Raw genomic sequence first — 18,157 nt, forward strand, 5'->3', positions numbered from 1 at the left:
AAAGCGCCATTTTGCAGACCGGCATGGGCTGAATGTCGATCGGTCCTAGGCCTCAGTCGGCGCTGGGCAGGCGGCGCATGGTGAATTCGATGCGGTCGCCTTCCATGGCGCGCCAGCTCTCGACCTCCGTCCAGTAGGCGGCTTTGGGCCATTGGTCGAACCATTCGCGCGCCTTTTCCCGCGCCGCCTGCCGCTCGAGGCAGAAGGTCTCGCGCACGAAATGGCCGTCGCCCGCGGGGTTTTCGCGGCGGCGGCGCTCGATCTGGCGCCGGAGCCCCTGCATCGGGGGCGGACCGGGAACACGCGCCATACAGATTTCCTCCGGCAGCACATTCAACGTAAGGAAGATAAGCCGCCGCGGCACGTTTTGCGAGTCCTGCCGCCCCGGCCGATCGCGCTGCGCGGTTGCCAAATGGCGCAAAGTTGGGAACTGTGGCGAAAATGCGATTCGGCGGCGCTCCGCCGGCAGCGGGAAGCACCATGGAACGACCAGACCTGCCGAAAGGCCTGCCCGAGGATATCGAAGACAAGAAGGCCGACGCCCGCGCCTGGTTCGAACATCTTCGCGACGCGATCTGCGCCAGCTTCGAGGCGCTGGAAGACGAACTGGAAGGCCCGCTGTCCGACCTGCCGCCCGGCCGCTTCGTCGGCAAGGACTGGCAGCGCGACAATGGCGAAGGCGGCGGCGGCCGCATGTCGATGATGGACGGCCGCGTCTTCGAGAAGGTCGGCGTGCACACCTCCACCGTCCATGGCGAGTTCTCGCCGGAATTCCGCGGCCAGATTCCCGGCGCCGACGAGGACCCGCGCTTCTGGGCCTCCGGCATCTCGCTGATCGCCCATCCGGTGAACCCCAACGTGCCGGCCGTGCACATGAACACCCGCATGGTCGTCACCACCAGCCGCTGGTTCGGCGGCGGCGCGGACCTGACGCCGGTGCTCGACCGCCGCCGCGTGATGGACGATCCCGATACCCAGCTCTTCCACAAGGCGATGGAGATCACCTGCAACCGCCATCCGGTCGCAGACCACGCGAAGTTCAAGGACTGGTGCGACGACTACTTCTTCCTGAAGCACCGCAATGAGCCGCGCGGCACCGGCGGCATCTTCTACGACTGGCTGCATTCGCCGGAAGAGATCGGCGGCTGGGAGGCGGATTTCGCCTTCACCCAGGATGTCGGCCGCGCCTTCGCCATGGTCTATCCGCGCATCGTGCGCTCGAACTTCAACAAGGGCTGGACGGAAGAGGACCGCGACGAGCAGCTCGTGCGACGCGGCCGCTACGTCGAGTTCAACCTGCTCTACGACCGCGGCACGATCTTCGGCCTGAAGACCGGCGGCAATGTCGATTCCATCCTTTCGTCGCTGCCCCCGGTGGTGCGCTGGCCTTGAAATAACGGTGGGCAATACGGCCTTGTGATTAACGGCTCTACCCCTTTCGTGGTATCATGCTCGGGCATGATCTCATGGAGGAGGTTATCATGACAGTCGCGACACAGCATGCGGCAACGTCGGGCATCGACCCGCAATCCGCCGATTTTCTCGATCGTTTTGCAGAAACCATGCGCGTCGAAAGCGGCATGGACCTTCCACATTCCTATTTCGTCGAAGAAGCCCGGCGGCGCATTGCCGGCGGCACGGTCCACCACCTCGCCGACCACCATACACGGCCGGAACAGTTGCAGTCGTCCGCCTGCTTCGACGCCTGGGCAAAGGACGAAGACGCCGCCTGACGGCTGTCTGGGAGCGCCTCGAATATTCCTAAGCCGGAGCGGAACTCCGGGCGGCTTTTGCCGTTTCTGACGACGGCTCTTTCAGCCGCGGGTCCGGTCCCGGTTTGGCCGATCGGGCCTCATCTGCTACACTGGTTCCGTTGAAACGACAGGAGATAGGTCATGAGACTTTTTGAATGCGGTTCACTCGTCCCCGGATGCGACTGGCATACGCGGGCCAATGACGACGCCGAAGTCGTGCGCCGCGCCGTCGAGCACATGCGCACCGCACATGGCGAGACGATGATCCGGGAAAGCACCGTCGATCACATCAAGGAACGCATCGTCGACGAAAAAGCCGCCGACGCCGCGTGACATTTCTCAGCCTTCCCTGACGAGGGCTTCCAGCCGGGCAAGCAACTTTGCCCGGCCCTCATGGAAATTGCCCGCCACCCATTCCTCTTCGATCGCGCCAAGCAGCGTGCCGACCTTCGGCCCCGCCGGAAGACCGGCTGCCAGCACATCCGCGCCGTTCAACGGGAAGGATGGTTTCTGCCATTTCTGTACCCGCGCCAGCAGCCGCTGGCACAGGCCGGCGAAAGCCAGCGCGTCTGCATCGCCGAGGCCGCGCGCCCGGGCGCCGGCGAGCGCCAGTTTCAGCCGCATCGTCAGCCCCTGCGGGCCGTTGCGATAGAGCAACCGGTCGAAGGCCGTTTCCGCCAGTTTTGGCGCGATCTCCGGCGCAGAAGCCCAATAATCAAGCGTCGCCGCCTCCGCCTTGGACAGGCGCAGACGCTCGGCGAGCACCTTCAGCCGCTCGCGGTCCGCCGGCACCATGGCGGCCAGCCGCAGCAGCGCATCCGGCGTCCAGCCGAAGGCCTTTTCGGCGTCGATCAGCCCGGGAATGGCGTCGATGCCCCATTTTTCCGTCTCGGGCAGGATTTCGGTGAGCACGCCGGCCTGGCGCATCCAGAGCAGCGCGCGGCCGGGATCAGGCGCCGCCAGCAGCTTCTTCGTCTCCGACCAGACCCGTTCGGCCGAGAGCTTTCCGAGCTTGTCCTTCGCCCGCGCGCAGGCCTTCAGGCCCTCGGCATCCGGCCGCCCGCTGCCATAGAGCGCGAAGAAGCGGAAGAAGCGCAGGATGCGCAGGTGATCCTCCGCGATGCGCGTCGCGGCATCGCCGATGAACCGCACCGTGCGGCTCTCGATATCGGCCAAGCCGTTCACGAGATCGACGACCGTGCCCTCCGCGGTCGCATAGAGCGCGTTGATGGTGAGGTCGCGCCGCTCGGCATCCATCTGCCAGTCCGCGCCGAAGGCGACCTCGGCGTGCCGGCCGTCGGTCTCGACGTCGCGGCGCAGCGTCGTCACCTCGAAGGGTTTTCCGTCGATCACCAGCGTCACCGTGCCATGCTCGATGCCGGTCGGCACCGCCTTGATGTCGGCGACATTCGCCCGCTCGGCAACCGCCTCCGGCTTCAGCGTCGTGGCGATATCGACATCGGCGACCGGCAGGCCCATCAGGCTGTTGCGCACGGCACCGCCCGCCACGCGCCCCTCGCCGCCGTCGCTGTTGAGCAGCGCCAGCACGCGCACGAGCGCCGGATCGGTAAACCACGCCTCGCCCGAAACAGAGGTCATGCATAAAGCCTTTCATAGATCATCCGCACGATGCCGGCGGTGATACCCCAGATGTTCCGCCCCTCATAGGGCAGACGATAATAGTGCCGCTCGGCGCCGAGCCAGACGCCGCTGCCGCGTTCGTGGTTGCGCGGGTCCATCAGGAAGGAGAGCGGCACATCGAAGACCGCTTCCACCTCGTCGGGGTTGGCGATCAGCTCGAAGCCCGGCTGCACCACCGCCAGCACCGGCGTAATGGAAAAGCCGGACAGCGCCTTGTACTGCGGCAGGCGGCCGACCGGCTCGACGAAACGGCGGTCGAGACTGATCTCTTCCTCCGCCTCGCGCATCGCCGCCGCTTCCACGTCCGCATCCTCGTCATCGACCGCTCCGCCCGGAAAGGCGACCTGGCCGGAATGTTTGCGCATGGTGGTGGTGCGCTGCGTGAAGATGACGCGCGCCTCCTCGCCATCGTCGACGACGGGGATCAGCACGGCGGCGTCGCGCAGGTGCATGCCTTCGAGATGGGGAATGACCGAGGGATTGAGCAGGCTGTCGCCATGATCGCGCCAGCTCTCGTCGCCGAGCGTGAGGGTCTGCTGCATGGCCCGGCGGCGGAATTCCGCGGCGCTGTAAGGTGGAAAACTCATCGGGAAAGCTGATCCAGCTCGGCCGCCGGCATGACCGGGAAAACCACGCCACCGGAGCGTAGCGCAAACATCTCCACGCCGTCGATCTCGATCGTCTCGCCGAGCTCGACCAGTTCGTACATCACCGCCCGCGAGACGAGCGCCTCCAGCCGGCCGCGAACGAGAAGATACGGCTTCAACTCATTGTTTTCACCGGCAATCACGAAACGCAGCGGATGCTCCGCCCCCGCCTCCACGACATCGCCGACATTGGTGCGAAAGGTCAGGGTCTGCGCCTCGCCCTCGCCCGCCGCATTCATCTCGACCGCCAGGAACGGCGCATCGACGACGCGGATTCCGACCCGCTCGACCGGCGTCACCAGGTAAGTGTTGCCGTCCTCGTCCTTGCGCAGCACCGTCGAGAACAGCCGCACCAGCGGCGCGCGGCCGATCGGCGTGCCCATGTAGAACCAGGTGCCGTCGGCGCGGATCTCCATGTCGATGTCGCCGCAGAACGGCGGGTTCCAGCGCTCGACCGGCGGCAGGCCGCGCCCGCCGGTTTCCGCGGCTGCCCGCGAGATCAAGGCGGCCAGTCCCGCCGCGTCGCTGCTTTCGCGAATTTCGCCCGTTGCCATTGTTCCGTCCCGGTTGAACCCTATCTCCGCGAGAGGGTCCTCTTGATTGAGGCCCTCTTGATCGAGGAAAGGGTGGATACACCTCTTTCTCACGAGATAGTCATTTCGTGGCCGCTTGTCAGCCACGGGTGAGCTAATAAGCTCTCTATGAAGCATGCGAACATGGCAAAGCCACGATTCGTGTTACGTTGGAACCGACACTGGAGACGACCATGGGCGTTCAGAATTCCCCCGAGGCAGGCCTGGACGAAAAAGCGGTCATCGCCGCCGCCGAGCGCGCGCTCTCCGATATCGCCATCATCCGCCAGAAAGTGGGCAAGGTGATCTTCGGCCAGGAAAGCGTGGTCGAGCAGACCATGCTTGCCGTGCTCTCCGGGGGCCATGCGCTCTTGGTCGGCGTGCCGGGCCTCGCCAAGACCAAGCTGGTCGCCACGCTCGGCACCGTGCTCGGGCTTGCCTCCAGCCGCATCCAGTTCACGCCCGACCTGATGCCCTCCGATATCCTCGGCTCCGAAGTGATGGACCAGGACGAGAACGGCAAGCGCTCCTTCCGCTTCGTGCCCGGCCCGATCTTCACGCAGCTCCTGATGGCCGACGAGATCAACCGCGCCTCGCCGCGCACCCAGTCCGCCCTGCTCCAGGCCATGCAGGAATATCACGTGACGGTCGCCGGCCAGACCAACGACCTGCCGAAGCCCTTCCACGTGCTCGCGACGCAGAACCCGCTGGAGCAGGAAGGCACCTATCCGCTGCCGGAAGCCCAGCTTGACCGCTTCCTGCTGCAGGTCGATGTCGATTACCCGGAACTCGCCGCCGAGCGGCAGATCCTGCTGGAAACCACCGGCGTGCACGAGGCGCATGCCAGTGCGGCAATCTCCGCCGAACGGCTCATCGAAATTCAGACCCTCATCCGCCAGATGCCGGTCAGCGAAAAGGTGCTCGACGCGATCCTCTCGCTGGTGCGCTCCGCCCGCCCGGGCAATGGCGTCGCCGGCACCGACAAGCACGTCGCCTGGGGTCCAGGCCCGCGCGCCGGCCAGGCGCTGATGCTCTGTGCCCGTGCCCGCGCGCTTTACGAAGGCCGCCTCGCGCCCTCCGTCGACGACGTGCTGGCGCTGGCCGAACCCGTCCTGCAGCACCGCATGGCGCTGACTTTTGGCGCCCGCGCCGAGGGCATGTCCGTGCGTGATGTCATCGCAGGCCTTGTCCGGCAGGCGGGCGGCTGAGCGGAGCAAAGAGCATGGCGTCCGTCGGCCAGATCGTCCAACCGACCCCGACCCGCGAGGTGCTCTCGCGGGCGCAGGCCCGGGCTGCCTTCATCCCCGACTGCATGGTCGAGGCGCAACGCCTCGCCAACACCGTCATCGCCGGCTGGCACGGCCGCCGCAAGCGCGGCATCGGCGAGAATTTCTGGCAGTTCCGCCCCTATGTCGACGGCGAAAGCCTGTCGCGCATCGACTGGCGCCGCTCGGCGCGCGACGACCACACCTATGTTCGCGACCGCGAATGGGAGGCAGCCCACACCGTCTGGATCTGGGCCGATCTCTCGCCGTCGATGATGTACAAATCCACCTTCGGCAGCGTCTCGAAGGAGAGCCGCGCGCTCGTGCTGCTGTTGGCACTCGCCGAAATCCTCGCCCGCTCCGGCGAGCGCATCGGCTGCCCCGGCATCATGGAGCCGATCGCCGCGCGCAACGCCGCCGAGCGTCTGGCAACCGCCCTCATGCACAACGGCACGACCGGCGGCCTGCCGGATACCAGCATGATCCGCGGCAGCAGCGACATCGTGCTGATCGGCGATTTTCTCGATCCCGTCGAGGACGTGATGGACCGGCTCGGGCCGCTTGCCCGCCGCGGCCTGCGCGGCCATGTCGTCGAGATCGCCGATCCGGCGGAAGAAGTGTTCCCCTATGTCGGGCGCACCGAATTCACCGATCCGGAATCCGGCCAGAAGCTCACCGCCGGCCGCGCCGAGACGCTGAAGGACGAGTATGCCCGCGCCTATGTCGCGCGCCGGGAGGCGCTGGCCGACAATCTGCGCCATCTCGGCTGGAGCTTCGTGCCCCACCGCACCGACCGGCTCGCCTCCGAGGCGCTGGTCGCCGTGCACATGTACCTTTCCGGCATGCCGGCGATGAAGACGGAGGGCCGCGGCCGATGAGCGCTTTCGCCTTCGCCTTTCCCGCCGTTCTCACGACGCTGGTGCTGCTGCCCGTCATCTGGTGGCTGCTGCGCCTGACGCCGCCGAAGCCGCTCGTCGAGGTCTTCCCGCCCTTCGCCATCCTCGCTTCCATCATGAAGCGCGAGGAAACGCCGGCGCAGAGCCCCTGGTGGCTGACGCTGCTGCGCATGCTGATGGCCGCCGCCATCATCTTCGCCATCGCCGACCCGGTCTTCAACCCGCGCACCAACACGCTCGCCAGCACCGGCCCGCTGGTGCTCGTCGTCGACAACAGTTGGGCCTCCGCCACCGACTGGCAGCGCCGCGTCGATACCGTATCCACGCTGATCGATGATGCGGAAAGCCGCGACGTGCCGATCTCGCTGGTGCTGACCGCCGACCGCCAGCACGACGCCGTGCCGGTCGATGCCGCGACCGCCCGCAACCGCCTCGCCGCCGCCGAACCCCGCCCGTTGCCCGCCGACCGCGCCACCGCCGTCGCATCGCTCAGCACCGCGCTCGACGGGACAGCACCGGGCACCATCGCCTTCATCAGCGACGGCATGGCGACCGGCGAGACCGACGAGACGGTCGCCGCCCTGCAGGCGTTGTCCCCCGCCGAATTCCGCATGATTCAGGGGGACGGCGCCTCCGCCGTCGCCATCACTGCCGCCACGAACGGTGCGGATGCGCTCTCCCTGACGCTCACCCGCCTTGAGGGCGGCGCGGCGCAAAGCCTGCCGCTGACGGCGCATGATTCGCGCGGCCGGCCGATCGCCACTGGCACGGCCGATTTCGCAGCCGGCAGCACGACCACGACGGGCACGATCACCGCGCCCTTCGAACTGCGCAACGACTTCGCCCGCGTGACGATCGACGGGCTCGCCAATGCCGGCGGCACCTACCTGCTGGATGACGGTTTCCGCCGCCGCCGCGTCGCCTTCCTGTCCGGCGAGGTGGTGGATGCCAGCCAGCCGCTGCTTTCGCCGCTGCACTATATCAACCGCGCGCTCGCGCCCTATGCCGACCTGCTGGAGCCGAGCGTCGCCGACCTTTCGGTGGCGATCCCCGAACTCCTGGAACAGAACCCCTCCGTGCTGATCATGGCCGATATCGGCCGCCTGCCGGAGGATGCGCAGGGCGAGGTTCGCCGCTGGATCGAGGCGGGCGGCATGCTGATCCGCTTTGCCGGCCCGCGCCTCGCCGCCGCCCCTGCCGACGATCCGCTGGTGCCGGTGCTGCTGCGCAAGGGCGAACGCGCGCTCGGCGGCGCTCTGTCCTGGTCCGAGCCCCAGCCGCTCTCCGCCTATCCGCAAAACAGCCCGTTCTTCGGCATGCGCGCGCCGGACAACATCCTCATCAAGCGCCAGGTGCTCGCCGAACCGACGCCGGACCTTGCCGAACGCACCTGGGCAAGCCTTGCCGACGGCACGCCACTGGTGACGACCGGCCCGCTCGGCTCCGGCCGCCTCGTGCTGTTCCACATCAGCGCCGAAACCGGCTGGTCCAACCTGCCGCTGTCGGGCGATTTCGTCGAAATGCTTCGCCGCACCGTACAGCTTTCGCGCGGCGGCGGCGTCTCGACCAGCGATGGCGAGCAAAGCCCCGGCCTGCCGCCCTACCGCCTGATGACCGCGAACGGCACGCTCGCCGCCGCCACCGGCGAAGCCAAACCGCTCGCCACTGGCGACGGCACGCGCCGGATCGCAAGCTTCGACAATCCGCCCGGCCTCTACGGCACGGAGGACGGTTATGTCGCGCACAACCTCTTCCCGCCGGGCCACGAAATCCGCCCGCTTATGGTCGCCGAGGGCACGTCGGTCCTACGCGAACCGCTGGCCGGCAGGGAGACCTGGTCGCTGAAACCGCATCTCTTCACGCTCGCAGCCCTGCTGCTCCTGGCCGACTGCGCCATCGTGCTCTTCATCGGCGGCGCCTTCGCCGCTGCGGTCCGCCGCCGGCCGGCGCGCGGCGCTACCGCTGCCCTGCTGCTGGCGCTCTTCGCCACCACACTCCTGGCGTTTCCCTCGGAAAGCCGGGCGGATGATGCTAAGCCCGGCGACGAGGCGATCCTGTCGCGGCTCGACACGACGCATCTCGCCTATGTCGTCACCGGCGAGGGCGAGGTGGACCGGATTTCCGAACGCGGCCTCGCCGGCCTCACGGAATTCCTCACCTACCGCACGACGCTGGAGCCCGGCCAGCCGGTCGGCGTGGATATTTCCAAGGATGAGCTGTCGCTCTACCCGATCATCTACTGGCCGGTGAGCGCCACGGCCGCGATGCCGTCGAGCGCCGCGATCAGCCGCATCGACGCCTATATGCGCAATGGCGGAACGGTGCTGTTCGATACGCGCGACCAGTTCGTCTCGCTCAACGACACGGCGACGAGCCCGAACACCGAGCGCCTCCAGGCGATCCTCGCCAACCTCGACATTCCGCCGCTGGAGCCGGTGCCGGCCGATCACGTTCTCACCAAGGCCTTCTATCTGCTTGCGAATTTCCCCGGCCGTTATGCCGGAAGCCCGCTGTGGATCGAGGCGGAGCTCGACCGCGCCGAAGACCCGACCCGCCCGGCGCGCGCCGGCGACGGCGTCTCGCCGATCATGATCACGGGCAACGACTTTGCCGGCGCCTGGGCGATCGACGCCAATGGCATGGCGCTGCTGCCGACGGTGCCGCCGGACGAGGTGCAGCGCGACCACGCCTTCCGCTCCGGCGTCAACATCATGATGTACATGCTCACCGGCAACTACAAGGCGGACCAGGTACATGTGCCCGCCCTCCTCGAACGGCTGGGACAATGACATGACCATCCAGTTCTCCCCCTTCCTGCCCTGGATCGCCATCGCCTTGATCGCGCTGGCCGGCGTGGCGCTGGCGGCACTCGGTTTCTGGCGGGGCCTGCGCGGGTCCTTCGTGCGCGCCATCGCGCTGGCGCTGCTCGTGCTGGCGCTCGCCAACCCGGTCTTCCTGCAGGAGGACCGCGAGGCGCTGTCGACGGTCGTGCCGGTCATCGTCGACCGCAGCCAGAGCCAGGACAGCGAAGCGCGCACTGCCGCGACCAATGCCGCGCTGGAAGGGCTCAGGGAACGCTTTGCGCGCTATCCCCGCATCGAGCCGCGCATCGTGGAGGCGGGCGACGACGGCACGTCCGACACGCCCTCGACACGCCTGTTCGACGCCCTCAACGCGGCCATCGCTGACGTGCCGCGCTCGCGCGTCGGCGGCGCGATCCTGATTACCGACGGCCAGGTGCACGACATTCCGGAGGCGTCCGCCTTTTCCGGCTTCGACGCGCCGATCCACGGGCTGATCACCGGCCGGCCGGACGAGTTCGACCGCCGCATCGAGGTGGTCAGCGCCCCGCGCTTCGGCATCGTCGGCGAACCGCAGGAGCTGAAGTTCCGCGTGGTGGACGATGGCGCCGGCACCGACGCGGCCGCCCGCGTCACCGTGCGCCTCAACGGCAACGAGATCGCCTCGGAGATCTCCGAGCCCGGCACCGAGCAGCCGCTGGGCTTCACCGTTCCGCGCGGCGGCAACAACATTCTGGAATTCGAGGTCGCCCCGGTCGAGGGCGAGATCACCACGGCGAACAACCGCGCGGTCCATGTCATCGAGGGCATCCGCGAGAACCTGCGCGTGCTGCTGGTCTCCGGCGAACCGCATGCAGGTGAGCGCGCCTGGCGCAATCTCTTGAAGTCCGACACGGCCATCGACCTCGTGCACTTCACGATTTTGCGGCCACCGGAAAAGCAGGACGGAACGCCGATCAACGAACTGTCGCTGATCGCCTTCCCGACGCGCGAACTCTTCGTCGACAAGATCAACGAGTTCGACCTGATCATCTTCGACCGCTACCAGCACCGTGGCGTGCTGCCGATCCTCTACTACGACAACATCGCGCAATATGTCGAAAACGGCGGCGCGCTGCTGATCGCGGCAGGGCCGGAACATGCGGGCAACGATTCGATCGCCAGCACGCCGCTGTCCGTCGTGCTGCCGGCCAACCCGACCGGCTCGATGAACGAGGCCGCCTTCTATCCGCGCCTGTCCGAACAGGGCCGCAAGCACCCCGTCACCCGCGGGCTCGAAGGGGCCGGCGAAGAGCCGCCGCGCTGGGGCCGCTGGTTCCGCACCGTCGACGTGCAGCGCCCCGAGGGCAATGTCGTGATGGAAGCGAACGAGGGCAAGCCGCTGCTGGTACTGAACCGCGCCGGCAAGGGCCGCGTCGCCATGCTGCTCTCCGACCAGGGCTGGCTCTGGGCGCGCGGCTTCGAAGGCGGCGGCCCGCATGTCTCGCTCTATCGCCGCACCGCCCATTGGCTGATGCAGGAGCCGGCGCTGGAAGAGGAAGCTCTGACGGCGCGCACGTTCGGCCGCACGCTCCAGATTAACCGCCAGACGATCGGCGATGCGCCCGGTGAGGCGACGCTGAAGCTGCCCTCCGGCGCCACGCAACAGGTGGCGCTCACCGAAGCCGAGCCCGGCCTCTACCGCGCCGAAGTGCCGACCACCGAGACGGGCCTCTACGAGATCACCAATGACGATCTGAGCGCGCTCGTGCATGTCGGCGCGGTCGATGCGCCGGAATTCAAGGCGACGATCTCGACGACGGAGACGCTGAAGCCCCTCGCCGACGCCACCAGGGGCACCGTGCGCCGCCTCGTCGACGAGAATGGCGACGCGATCTCGCTGCCGCCGCTCTTGCCGGTCACCGGCCAGGTGCGCACGGCGGATGCAAACCGCCTGTCGCTGCGAATGACGGACGAGACCGTGCTGAAGGGCATCAACTCGCTGCCGCTCTTCGCCGGTTTTGCCGGCGTCGGCCTGCTGTTGCTCGCCTTCTCCGCCACCTGGTATCGCGAAGGACGCTGACCCCTTTTCGGCTGGAATCGCCCGTGCCGTTCGGCCAAAGCATTTCCAGCCGAAGCGGCATCGCTTCGGCGTCGGACAATGCGTCAAAAACAAAAATCTAAAACATTTCCGGCGAACCGGAAATGTTTTAGCCTGGCCGCACGGCCGGAGGCGGCCGGCAGATCCGCGCCTTTCCAAGGCATGGCGAACGCCTCCCCAGAAAACCTTTCTCCACCGTTCATCGTTGGGCGAAGGCGTCGGCAATGCGGGCACTGACGAAGACTTCGCCGGAGATGAGGAACGGATATGCGCGACTATCGCGATGCCAAAACCATGGCGAAAACCCTGCGGGAGGCGCTCGCCGCCCGCACGATCGAGATCACCCACAGCGAAGCGCTGGAAATCGTCGCCCGCCAGTTCGGCGTCGAAACGTGGAACATCCTGTCCGCGAAAATCGAGGCGAAGCCGCCGGCGAGCGGTCCGCAATTCGAGCAGGCCGTGCCGATCGTGCGCATCTTCGATGTGGCGAAGGCGCATGAATTCTATCTCGGCTTCCTCGGCTTTTCCGTAGACTGGGAGCATCGCTATGGCGACAATTTCCCGCTCTACACCCAGGTGTCGCGCGGCGGGCTGCGGCTGCACCTTTCCGAACATGCGGGCGACGCCACGCCGGGCGGCAACATGGTCGTCTACATGAAGGGCATCCGCGGCTTCCAGAAGGAGCTGATCGGCAAGGACTATCGCTACATGAAGCCGGGGCTGGAGGATGAAGGCTCGCGGTGGGAGGTGACCGTGACCGACCCCTTCCAGAACCGCATCCGCTTCATGGAATTGAAGGACTGATCAATCCCGGCGGGGGGCTTGCCCCTCGTCGCAGCGCCAGGCGATGACGCCCTTCAGCCGTTCATGCGTATCCGTCGCAAAGGGCATGACCAGCACCCGCGCCGGATCGACCGGCCCCGGAAATGTGAGCGCGTTCCACGCGACCTTCTCAAAGCCGAGCGGGCCGTAATAGGGCGGATCGCCGACGAGGACCACGGCTTCCGAGCCCTTGCGCTTGGCGGCGGCGCAGGCGATGCGCAGCAGTTCGCGGCCGATGCCCTGGTTCTTGTGCGAGGGGCGCACGGCGAGCGGGCCGAGCAAGTGGCCCTTCACGCCGCCGGCCAGCACCGGCGTCATGCGCACGGAGGCGATCGTCTCGCCGTCATCGGTGCAGATGAAGGAGAGCGACAGGTCGTGCGGGCCCTGCTCGCGGATGCGGGCGGCGGCGCGCACATGCCGGCCGGGGCCGAAGGCTTCTTCGTTGATGTGTTCGATGGCCGCGTCGTGGGACGCATCTTCCGTCAGGTAGACGAGATCGTGCTTGAGCATGTTCATGGGAAGCGAGAAACCGTATGCGAAGCTGTGGATGCGGGTGATCGCGCACCGTCGAAGGGTGCGTGCGGGGGCATCAGCGTCGTCGTGGGCTTCCCGGGTAGAACATTCGTTCGTCTTCCTTGCCGGCCAATCGCGCCGGTCCTGACCAGCGCGGATAGCAGAAAATCGCCGCTTGTCAAAGAGCAAAACGCACTGTTCATCAAAATGCGCCTATCCACGCCCCGCCCATGCGCTATCTAAAAGCGAAGATACAAAGCGGAAGGAACGATCATGGGCATGCTGGTGGACGGCGTCTGGCACGACGTCTGGTACGATACGAAGGCGACGAAGGGCCGTTTCGAGCGCGCCGCCTCGCAGTTCCGCAACTGGATCACGCCGGATGGCGCGCCCGGCCCCTCGGGAGAAGGCGGCTTTGCGGCCGAAGCCGGGCGCTACCACCTCTACGTCTCCTATGCCTGCCCCTGGGCGCACCGCACGCTGATCTTCCGCAAGCTGAAAAAGCTGGAGGACTTGATCACCGTCTCCGTTGTCGATCCGCTGATGCTGGCGAAGGGCTGGGAATTCAAGGGCGAGAATGGCGGCACGCTCGACCCGCTGTTCGGCGCGTCCGCGCTCTACGAGGTCTACCAGAAAGCCGATCCGCATTATTCCGGCCGCGTCACCGTGCCCGTCCTGTGGGACAAGAAACAGAACCGCATGGTCTCCAACGAATCAGCCGAGATCATCCGCATGTTCAACACCGCCTTCGATGGCATTACCGGCTCGCGCGACGACTTTTATCCGCAAGACCTGCGCGCCGAGATCGATGCGCTGAACGACACGATCTACGACAGCGTCAACAACGGCGTCTACAAGGCCGGGTTTGCCACGACGCAGGCCGCCTATGACGACGCTGTCGTAAAGATTTTCGAGACGCTGGACAGGCTGGAGACGCGGCTTTCCCAAAAACGCTACCTCACCGGCGACCGTATCACGGAGGCCGACTGGCGGCTCTTCACGACGCTGGTGCGCTTCGATCCGGTCTATGTCGGCCACTTCAAGTGCAACATCCGCCGCATCGCCGATTACCCGAGCCTTGCCGGCTACCTGCGCGAGCTTTACCAGGTGCCCGGCATCGCCGGGATGGTGAACATGCGCCACATCAAGGAGCACTATTACCGCTCGCACACGGCGATCAACCCGACGGGCATCGTGCCGGTCGGCCCGGAGATCGACCTCGAAGCGCCGCATGGCCGGGAGTAACTCAAGGCCGCCTGACCTACCAGAAATCCGCAAACGGCGCCCGGCCGGCGAGTTCCTCCAGCCGCCGGCTCGTGGCGAGCGTGGTGGCGACCGGCAGCGCATCCAGCGCAAAGAAGCCCGCCTCGACGATCTCGCGGTCCTTGAGGCGCGGCGCCGTCTGCGTGACGCCGTCGCAGCGATAGAGCAGCACATGGTCGCGCCGGCTGGTCTGCCGGTTGAAATAGACATGAACGAGCGCTGGCGGCGCGCCGAGGGCGAGGTTGCCCTCCTCCCGCATTTCCTTCTCCAGCGCCTCCAGCGCCGTCTCGCCGCGCTCGATGCCGCCACCCGGCAGGTGCCAGCCGGGCACGTAGCTGTGGCGAACCAGGAAGACGCGGCCTGCATCGTCGAAACAGGCCGCGCGCACGCCCATCGTCATGCCGCGGGCAAGCGCGAAGTAACCATGCGCCATGCGCGTTACCAGCCGCGCCAGCAGGCGGCGGGTCGGCGGCGTAGTGCTTGTCGGCGTGTCGTGTTCCATTCTGGCACTTCGCCGGAACCTTTGGGCCAAATCAAGTCTTGCAGCGTCAAAGCGTCGCGAATATCCACGCCTTGCGTTTCCCTTAACGGCCTTATGCTCTAAGGAAAGGTATGTTCAGACTTGCCCATATATCGGACGTCCATCTTGGGCCTCTGCCCGCCCTGACATTCCTGGAGCTGTTTTCTAAGCGCATCACCGGCTTCGTCAACTGGCACCGCAACCGCCGCCGGCACCTGTTCACCAACACGCTCGACCTGGTGCTCGACGATATCGAGCGGCGCGACCCGGACCATCTGGCAATCACCGGCGACCTGGTGAACCTCGCCTCCTCGCTCGAATTCGCGGCCGTGAAGAAATGGCTGCCGGAAGCGGGCACGCCGGAGCACGTCTCGGTCGTGCCGGGCAACCACGACGCCTATGTGCGCGGCGCCTACGAGAAGTCGACACGCGCCTGGTATCCCTACATGCGCGGCGACGCGGCCCCTGCGGAATGGGAAGAGGACGTGCACGTCTTCCCCTATCTGCGCGTGCGCGGCCAGGTGGCGATCATCGGCTGCTCGACGGCGGTGGCGACGCCGCCCTTTTCCGCTTCGGGCTATTTCGGCAGCCGGCAGGCGCGCGAGGCGGTCAACATGCTGCGCGCGGCGGGTGAAGCGGGCCTCTTCCGCGTCGTGATGATCCACCATCCGCCGATCCGCGGCGCGACATCCTTCCACAAGCGCATGATCGGTATCCGCCGCTTCGCCGCCACCATCTCCACCGGCGGTGCGGAGCTCGTGCTGCACGGCCACACCCATCTCAACACCGTGCACTGGCTGCCCGGCCAGACGAAGCAGGTGCCGGTCGTCGGCATCGCATCCGCCTCGCAGGGACCTGGCGGCCACAAGCCGCCGGCCGGCTACAATCTCTTCTCGATTTCCGGTGCGCCGGGGAACTGGAACGTCATGCGCGAGCGCTACGCGCTGACCCAGGACGGCCTTGCGCTGACGCTCGCGGAGACGACGCGTTTCTAAAGCGAGGCCGAATAAATCCCTCCCGCCATCCGTAACAACTCCTCAGAGAGACCTGCCTGCGATATGCAGGAAGGGCAGGTCCAAACGAGACGGCCAGCGCCCGGCAGACGATCCGATAGAGAGGGGAACCCATGACAATGCTCCGCCACACCATGCTGCTTTCATTCTGCGCCGCCGCCTCGCTGACGGCGCTTGTCGCCGCCCGCGCGGCGGATTCCGACACCACGACGCCGCCGGTCGCCACCGAAACGACGACCACCTGCACGGACGGCAAGATCTGGAACGAGGAAAAGAAGGAATGCGTCGCGCCCGAGGACCTGAAGCCGGCGGAAGTGACGCCGACCGAAGGCACGCCGGCCGAGGAAAAGCCGCCGGAAGGCGAAGAGAAGAAGAGCCAGATCGAGATCGACAACAAGCTCTATGAGGCGGCCCGCGAATTCGCCTATGCCGGCCAGTACGAGAACGCGCTGCGGGCGCTGCGCGCCGCTTCCGACCAGGAAGACCCGCGCATTCTCAACTACATGGGCTACAACACCCGCAAGCTCGGCGACATGCAGCTCGGCATGACCTATTACAAGCGGGCGCTGCAGAAGGACGAAAACTACATTCTCGCCCGCTCCTATATGGGCCAGGCCCTGATCGAGCAGGGTGACATCGAGGGTGCCCGCGTCCAGCTCGTCGAAATCCGCGATCGCGGCGGCGAGAACACCTGGGCTTACCGCGCCCTGCTCCAGTCGCTCGGTGGCGAGCGCACCACTTACTGACATCGCTGGCCGCGCCGTCCGAAAACGGGACGGCGCCGGCCAACAAAAGATCAATCGTTGAGGGAACGCGGGAAACTGCGCTCCGGGTTGCCGTTCATGCTTGCAGAGCTTAGGAAGAATGTTTCATATCAGACACTCGCTGCCCACCCGGGGGCGAATAGAGTTTTGATCCCGAACGTTTCCTTGGAAAAGCAATGCGTCCGACGGCAGAATCGAATGAGTTCCGACGAGAATTGGTCAATTTGCTGCCGAAGCTGCGTCGTTTCGCCATGACACTGACGCGAAACGGCAGCGATGCCGACGACCTCGTACAGGAGGCATGCGAGCGAGCCATCACGCGAAGCCATCTCTGGAACGGGGAAGGCCGGCTGGAAAGCTGGGTTTATGCCATGACGCGCAATCTCTGGGTGGACGAAATCCGCAAGCGAAAGGTCCGCACAGGGTCCGGCACGGTAGATGTTGCCGAGCAGGATAACCTGCATGTCGAGGCATCAGCGGACAAGGCGGTCTATGCCAAGCAGTTGCACAAGTTGATCATGACCATGCCGGAAGGCCTTTCGAGCGTCTTCCTCCTGGTGAATGTGGAAGGCCATAGCTACCGGGAGGCAGCGGATATCCTGGGGATACCGATCGGCACCGTGATGAGCCGGCTTTCGGCGGCCCGCATCAGGCTTGCGGCCATGATCTCCGAACAGATGGAAAGGAGGGCCTGATCGTGGAAAGCACACAGGGTCTCCCGCTCGAAGTACGCTTGTCGGCCTATCTCGATGGCCAGCTTCCGGATTCGGAAGTGGACGAAATCAACGCCATCCTCGCCGAGGACGACGACGCGCGCGGCGTCTACGAGAAACTGAAGCTCGGCAGCGAATTCGGTGCGCGCGCCTTCGACAGGCTGTTGCAGGAACCGATCCCGCTCGATCTGGTGCGCAACATCAAGGACGCCGGCAAGACCGAGGACGAACCGCCGAAATCGGGTTTCGCCGCCATTCCGATCGCCACCGCCGCCCCGCGCAGAAAATCGCCGTTCTGGCCGAAGGCGCTTGCCGCCTCGATGGCGCTGTTCATCGCCGGCGGTGCCGCCGGCTACCTCGTCTCCGAGCAGCGGGACGCCGCGCAGGAACTCGCCTCCACCCAGTTCGCCCCTGCCCGCACCTGGCTCGACGACATCGCCGACTATCACCGCATCTATTCGCGCCAGACGCGCCATCTCGTGGAAGTGCCGGCGAGCGAGCAGGATCACATCGTCGAATGGCTTTCGGCCAGCACCGGCGTGAATTTTGCCCTGCCCGACCTGTCCGGCCAGAACCTCACGTTCGAAGGCGCACGCCTGCTGGTCGCCGGCGGCAAGCCGACAGCGCAGCTTCTCTACCGCAACGCCGAAAACGAGATCTTCGCCATCTGCTTCCTCCAGAGCGACCCGGTCGGAAGCGCGACGGCCCTCTCCGAGAGCATGCGCAACGACATCGGCCTCGTCTCCTGGCAGAAGGGCAACGCCTCCTATGTAGTGGTCGGCCCCTCGGCCGATCCTGGGCTGGAGCGGCTGGCGGAAACCGTGTCCGCGTCGATCTGACGGCAAAACAGAACCGGCCGGATTCGTTGGAATCCAGCCGGCTTGATCAGATCG

General features: G+C 66.2%; 19 protein-coding genes. 13 read left to right on the top strand and 6 right to left on the bottom strand.

Features of this window, described 5'->3' with window-relative positions; genetic code table 11:
- Positions 1–52: 52 nt before the first annotated feature.
- Complete coding sequence (locus GB927_RS13530; protein ID WP_256117534.1) at positions 53–310, bottom strand: hypothetical protein; 258 nt, start codon at positions 308–310, stop codon at positions 53–55.
- A gap of 170 nt (positions 311–480) precedes the next feature.
- Here GB927_RS13530 and hemF point away from each other — a divergent pair, with 170 nt between their 5' ends.
- The 3 genes from hemF to GB927_RS13545 all read left to right on the top strand — a co-directional run bounded on the left by hemF (position 481) and on the right by GB927_RS13545 (position 2,087).
- Entirely contained in the window at positions 481–1,392 is a 912-nt protein-coding gene (gene hemF, locus GB927_RS13535; protein ID WP_256117535.1) for an oxygen-dependent coproporphyrinogen oxidase, read from the top strand.
- 89 nt (positions 1,393–1,481) lie between these two features.
- Positions 1,482–1,733 (top strand): hypothetical protein, encoded by a 252-nt coding sequence (locus GB927_RS13540; protein ID WP_256117536.1) that lies wholly within the window; start codon positions 1,482–1,484, stop codon positions 1,731–1,733.
- Positions 1,734–1,895: 162 nt separating this feature from the next.
- Positions 1,896–2,087 (top strand): DUF1059 domain-containing protein, encoded by a 192-nt coding sequence (locus GB927_RS13545; protein ID WP_069058059.1) that lies wholly within the window; start codon positions 1,896–1,898, stop codon positions 2,085–2,087.
- A gap of 6 nt (positions 2,088–2,093) precedes the next feature.
- On the opposite strand, the gene GB927_RS13550 is transcribed toward GB927_RS13545, so the two are convergent.
- Genes GB927_RS13550 through GB927_RS13560 form a run of 3 tightly spaced genes read right to left on the bottom strand, consistent with a single transcriptional unit; the run spans position 2,094 to position 4,596 of the window.
- A complete protein-coding gene (locus GB927_RS13550; protein ID WP_256117538.1) occupies positions 2,094–3,353 on the bottom strand; it encodes a CCA tRNA nucleotidyltransferase in 1,260 nt (419 codons plus the stop codon).
- The gene (locus GB927_RS13555) at positions 3,350–3,982 is read right to left on the bottom strand and encodes a CoA pyrophosphatase (RefSeq protein ID WP_256117540.1); all 633 of its coding nucleotides are present in this window, start codon (positions 3,980–3,982) and stop codon (positions 3,350–3,352) included. Before GB927_RS13555 ends, GB927_RS13550 begins: the two co-directional genes overlap by 4 nt.
- Positions 3,979–4,596 (bottom strand): DUF1285 domain-containing protein, encoded by a 618-nt coding sequence (locus GB927_RS13560; RefSeq protein WP_256117541.1) that lies wholly within the window; start codon positions 4,594–4,596, stop codon positions 3,979–3,981. Before GB927_RS13560 ends, GB927_RS13555 begins: the two co-directional genes overlap by 4 nt.
- A 212-nt stretch (positions 4,597–4,808) precedes the next feature.
- Between GB927_RS13560 and GB927_RS13565 the strand changes: the two genes are divergently transcribed.
- From GB927_RS13565 to GB927_RS13585, 5 genes are all read left to right on the top strand, one after another.
- Positions 4,809–5,822 (top strand): AAA family ATPase, encoded by a 1,014-nt coding sequence (locus GB927_RS13565; RefSeq protein ID WP_256117542.1) that lies wholly within the window; start codon positions 4,809–4,811, stop codon positions 5,820–5,822.
- A 14-nt stretch (positions 5,823–5,836) separates the two neighbouring features.
- Positions 5,837–6,757, top strand: coding sequence for a DUF58 domain-containing protein (locus GB927_RS13570; protein ID WP_256117544.1), 921 nt, complete (start codon positions 5,837–5,839; stop codon positions 6,755–6,757).
- Complete coding sequence (locus GB927_RS13575) at positions 6,754–9,564, top strand: DUF4159 domain-containing protein (protein WP_256117545.1); 2,811 nt, start codon at positions 6,754–6,756, stop codon at positions 9,562–9,564. The genes GB927_RS13570 and GB927_RS13575 overlap by 4 nt, the downstream gene beginning before the upstream one ends.
- Position 9,565: 1 nt before the next feature.
- A complete protein-coding gene (locus GB927_RS13580) occupies positions 9,566–11,638 on the top strand; it encodes a hypothetical protein (protein ID WP_256117547.1) in 2,073 nt (690 codons plus the stop codon).
- A 285-nt stretch (positions 11,639–11,923) separates the two neighbouring features.
- On the top strand, positions 11,924–12,460 hold the full coding sequence (locus GB927_RS13585) for a glyoxalase superfamily protein (protein ID WP_256117548.1): 537 nt from the start codon (positions 11,924–11,926) through the stop codon (positions 12,458–12,460).
- On the opposite strand, the gene GB927_RS13590 is transcribed toward GB927_RS13585, so the two are convergent.
- A complete protein-coding gene (locus GB927_RS13590) occupies positions 12,461–12,988 on the bottom strand; it encodes a GNAT family N-acetyltransferase (RefSeq protein ID WP_369431657.1) in 528 nt (175 codons plus the stop codon).
- Positions 12,989–13,264: 276 nt separating this feature from the next.
- Here GB927_RS13590 and GB927_RS13595 point away from each other — a divergent pair, with 276 nt between their 5' ends.
- Entirely contained in the window at positions 13,265–14,236 is a 972-nt protein-coding gene (locus GB927_RS13595; protein WP_256117550.1) for a glutathione S-transferase family protein, read from the top strand.
- 16 nt (positions 14,237–14,252) lie between these two features.
- Here GB927_RS13595 and GB927_RS13600 read toward each other — a convergent pair whose 3' ends face one another.
- Positions 14,253–14,756: an NUDIX domain-containing protein gene (locus GB927_RS13600; protein ID WP_256117551.1), complete on the bottom strand. Its 504-nt coding sequence runs from the start codon at positions 14,754–14,756 to the stop codon at positions 14,253–14,255.
- Positions 14,757–14,866: 110 nt separating this feature from the next.
- On the opposite strand from GB927_RS13600, the gene GB927_RS13605 reads away from it, so the two are divergent.
- From GB927_RS13605 to GB927_RS13620, 4 genes are all read left to right on the top strand, one after another.
- Positions 14,867–15,769: a metallophosphoesterase family protein gene (locus GB927_RS13605; RefSeq protein WP_256117552.1), complete on the top strand. Its 903-nt coding sequence runs from the start codon at positions 14,867–14,869 to the stop codon at positions 15,767–15,769.
- Between the two features lie 131 nt (positions 15,770–15,900).
- A complete protein-coding gene (locus GB927_RS13610) occupies positions 15,901–16,533 on the top strand; it encodes a tetratricopeptide repeat protein (protein ID WP_439655490.1) in 633 nt (210 codons plus the stop codon).
- A gap of 194 nt (positions 16,534–16,727) precedes the next feature.
- Entirely contained in the window at positions 16,728–17,246 is a 519-nt protein-coding gene (locus GB927_RS13615; RefSeq protein ID WP_256117553.1) for an RNA polymerase sigma factor, read from the top strand.
- Between the two features lie 2 nt (positions 17,247–17,248).
- Positions 17,249–18,103 carry an anti-sigma factor family protein gene (locus GB927_RS13620; protein ID WP_256117554.1) on the top strand — a complete coding sequence of 285 codons (855 nt, stop codon included), beginning with the start codon at positions 17,249–17,251 and terminating at the stop codon, positions 18,101–18,103.
- Positions 18,104–18,157: the final 54 nt, after the last annotated feature.

It is taken from the genome of Shinella lacus, from assembly GCF_010994755.1.
Classification (GTDB): domain Bacteria; phylum Pseudomonadota; class Alphaproteobacteria; order Rhizobiales; family Rhizobiaceae; genus Shinella; species Shinella lacus.

Coding starts and splice junctions, on each gene's coding strand:
- GB927_RS13530 (WP_256117534.1), bottom strand. CDS start 310: ATGGCGCGTGTTCCCGGTCCGCCCCCGATGCAGGGGCTCCGGCGCCAG.
- hemF (WP_256117535.1), top strand. CDS start 481: ATGGAACGACCAGACCTGCCGAAAGGCCTGCCCGAGGATATCGAAGAC.
- GB927_RS13540 (WP_256117536.1), top strand. CDS start 1,482: ATGACAGTCGCGACACAGCATGCGGCAACGTCGGGCATCGACCCGCAA.
- GB927_RS13545 (WP_069058059.1), top strand. CDS start 1,896: ATGAGACTTTTTGAATGCGGTTCACTCGTCCCCGGATGCGACTGGCAT.
- GB927_RS13550 (WP_256117538.1), bottom strand. CDS start 3,353: ATGACCTCTGTTTCGGGCGAGGCGTGGTTTACCGATCCGGCGCTCGTG.
- GB927_RS13555 (WP_256117540.1), bottom strand. CDS start 3,982: ATGAGTTTTCCACCTTACAGCGCCGCGGAATTCCGCCGCCGGGCCATG.
- GB927_RS13560 (WP_256117541.1), bottom strand. CDS start 4,596: ATGGCAACGGGCGAAATTCGCGAAAGCAGCGACGCGGCGGGACTGGCC.
- GB927_RS13565 (WP_256117542.1), top strand. CDS start 4,809: ATGGGCGTTCAGAATTCCCCCGAGGCAGGCCTGGACGAAAAAGCGGTC.
- GB927_RS13570 (WP_256117544.1), top strand. CDS start 5,837: ATGGCGTCCGTCGGCCAGATCGTCCAACCGACCCCGACCCGCGAGGTG.
- GB927_RS13575 (WP_256117545.1), top strand. CDS start 6,754: ATGAGCGCTTTCGCCTTCGCCTTTCCCGCCGTTCTCACGACGCTGGTG.
- GB927_RS13580 (WP_256117547.1), top strand. CDS start 9,566: ATGACCATCCAGTTCTCCCCCTTCCTGCCCTGGATCGCCATCGCCTTG.
- GB927_RS13585 (WP_256117548.1), top strand. CDS start 11,924: ATGCGCGACTATCGCGATGCCAAAACCATGGCGAAAACCCTGCGGGAG.
- GB927_RS13590 (WP_369431657.1), bottom strand. CDS start 12,988: ATGCTCAAGCACGATCTCGTCTACCTGACGGAAGATGCGTCCCACGAC.
- GB927_RS13595 (WP_256117550.1), top strand. CDS start 13,265: ATGGGCATGCTGGTGGACGGCGTCTGGCACGACGTCTGGTACGATACG.
- GB927_RS13600 (WP_256117551.1), bottom strand. CDS start 14,756: ATGGAACACGACACGCCGACAAGCACTACGCCGCCGACCCGCCGCCTG.
- GB927_RS13605 (WP_256117552.1), top strand. CDS start 14,867: ATGTTCAGACTTGCCCATATATCGGACGTCCATCTTGGGCCTCTGCCC.
- GB927_RS13610 (WP_439655490.1), top strand. CDS start 15,901: ATGACAATGCTCCGCCACACCATGCTGCTTTCATTCTGCGCCGCCGCC.
- GB927_RS13615 (WP_256117553.1), top strand. CDS start 16,728: ATGCGTCCGACGGCAGAATCGAATGAGTTCCGACGAGAATTGGTCAAT.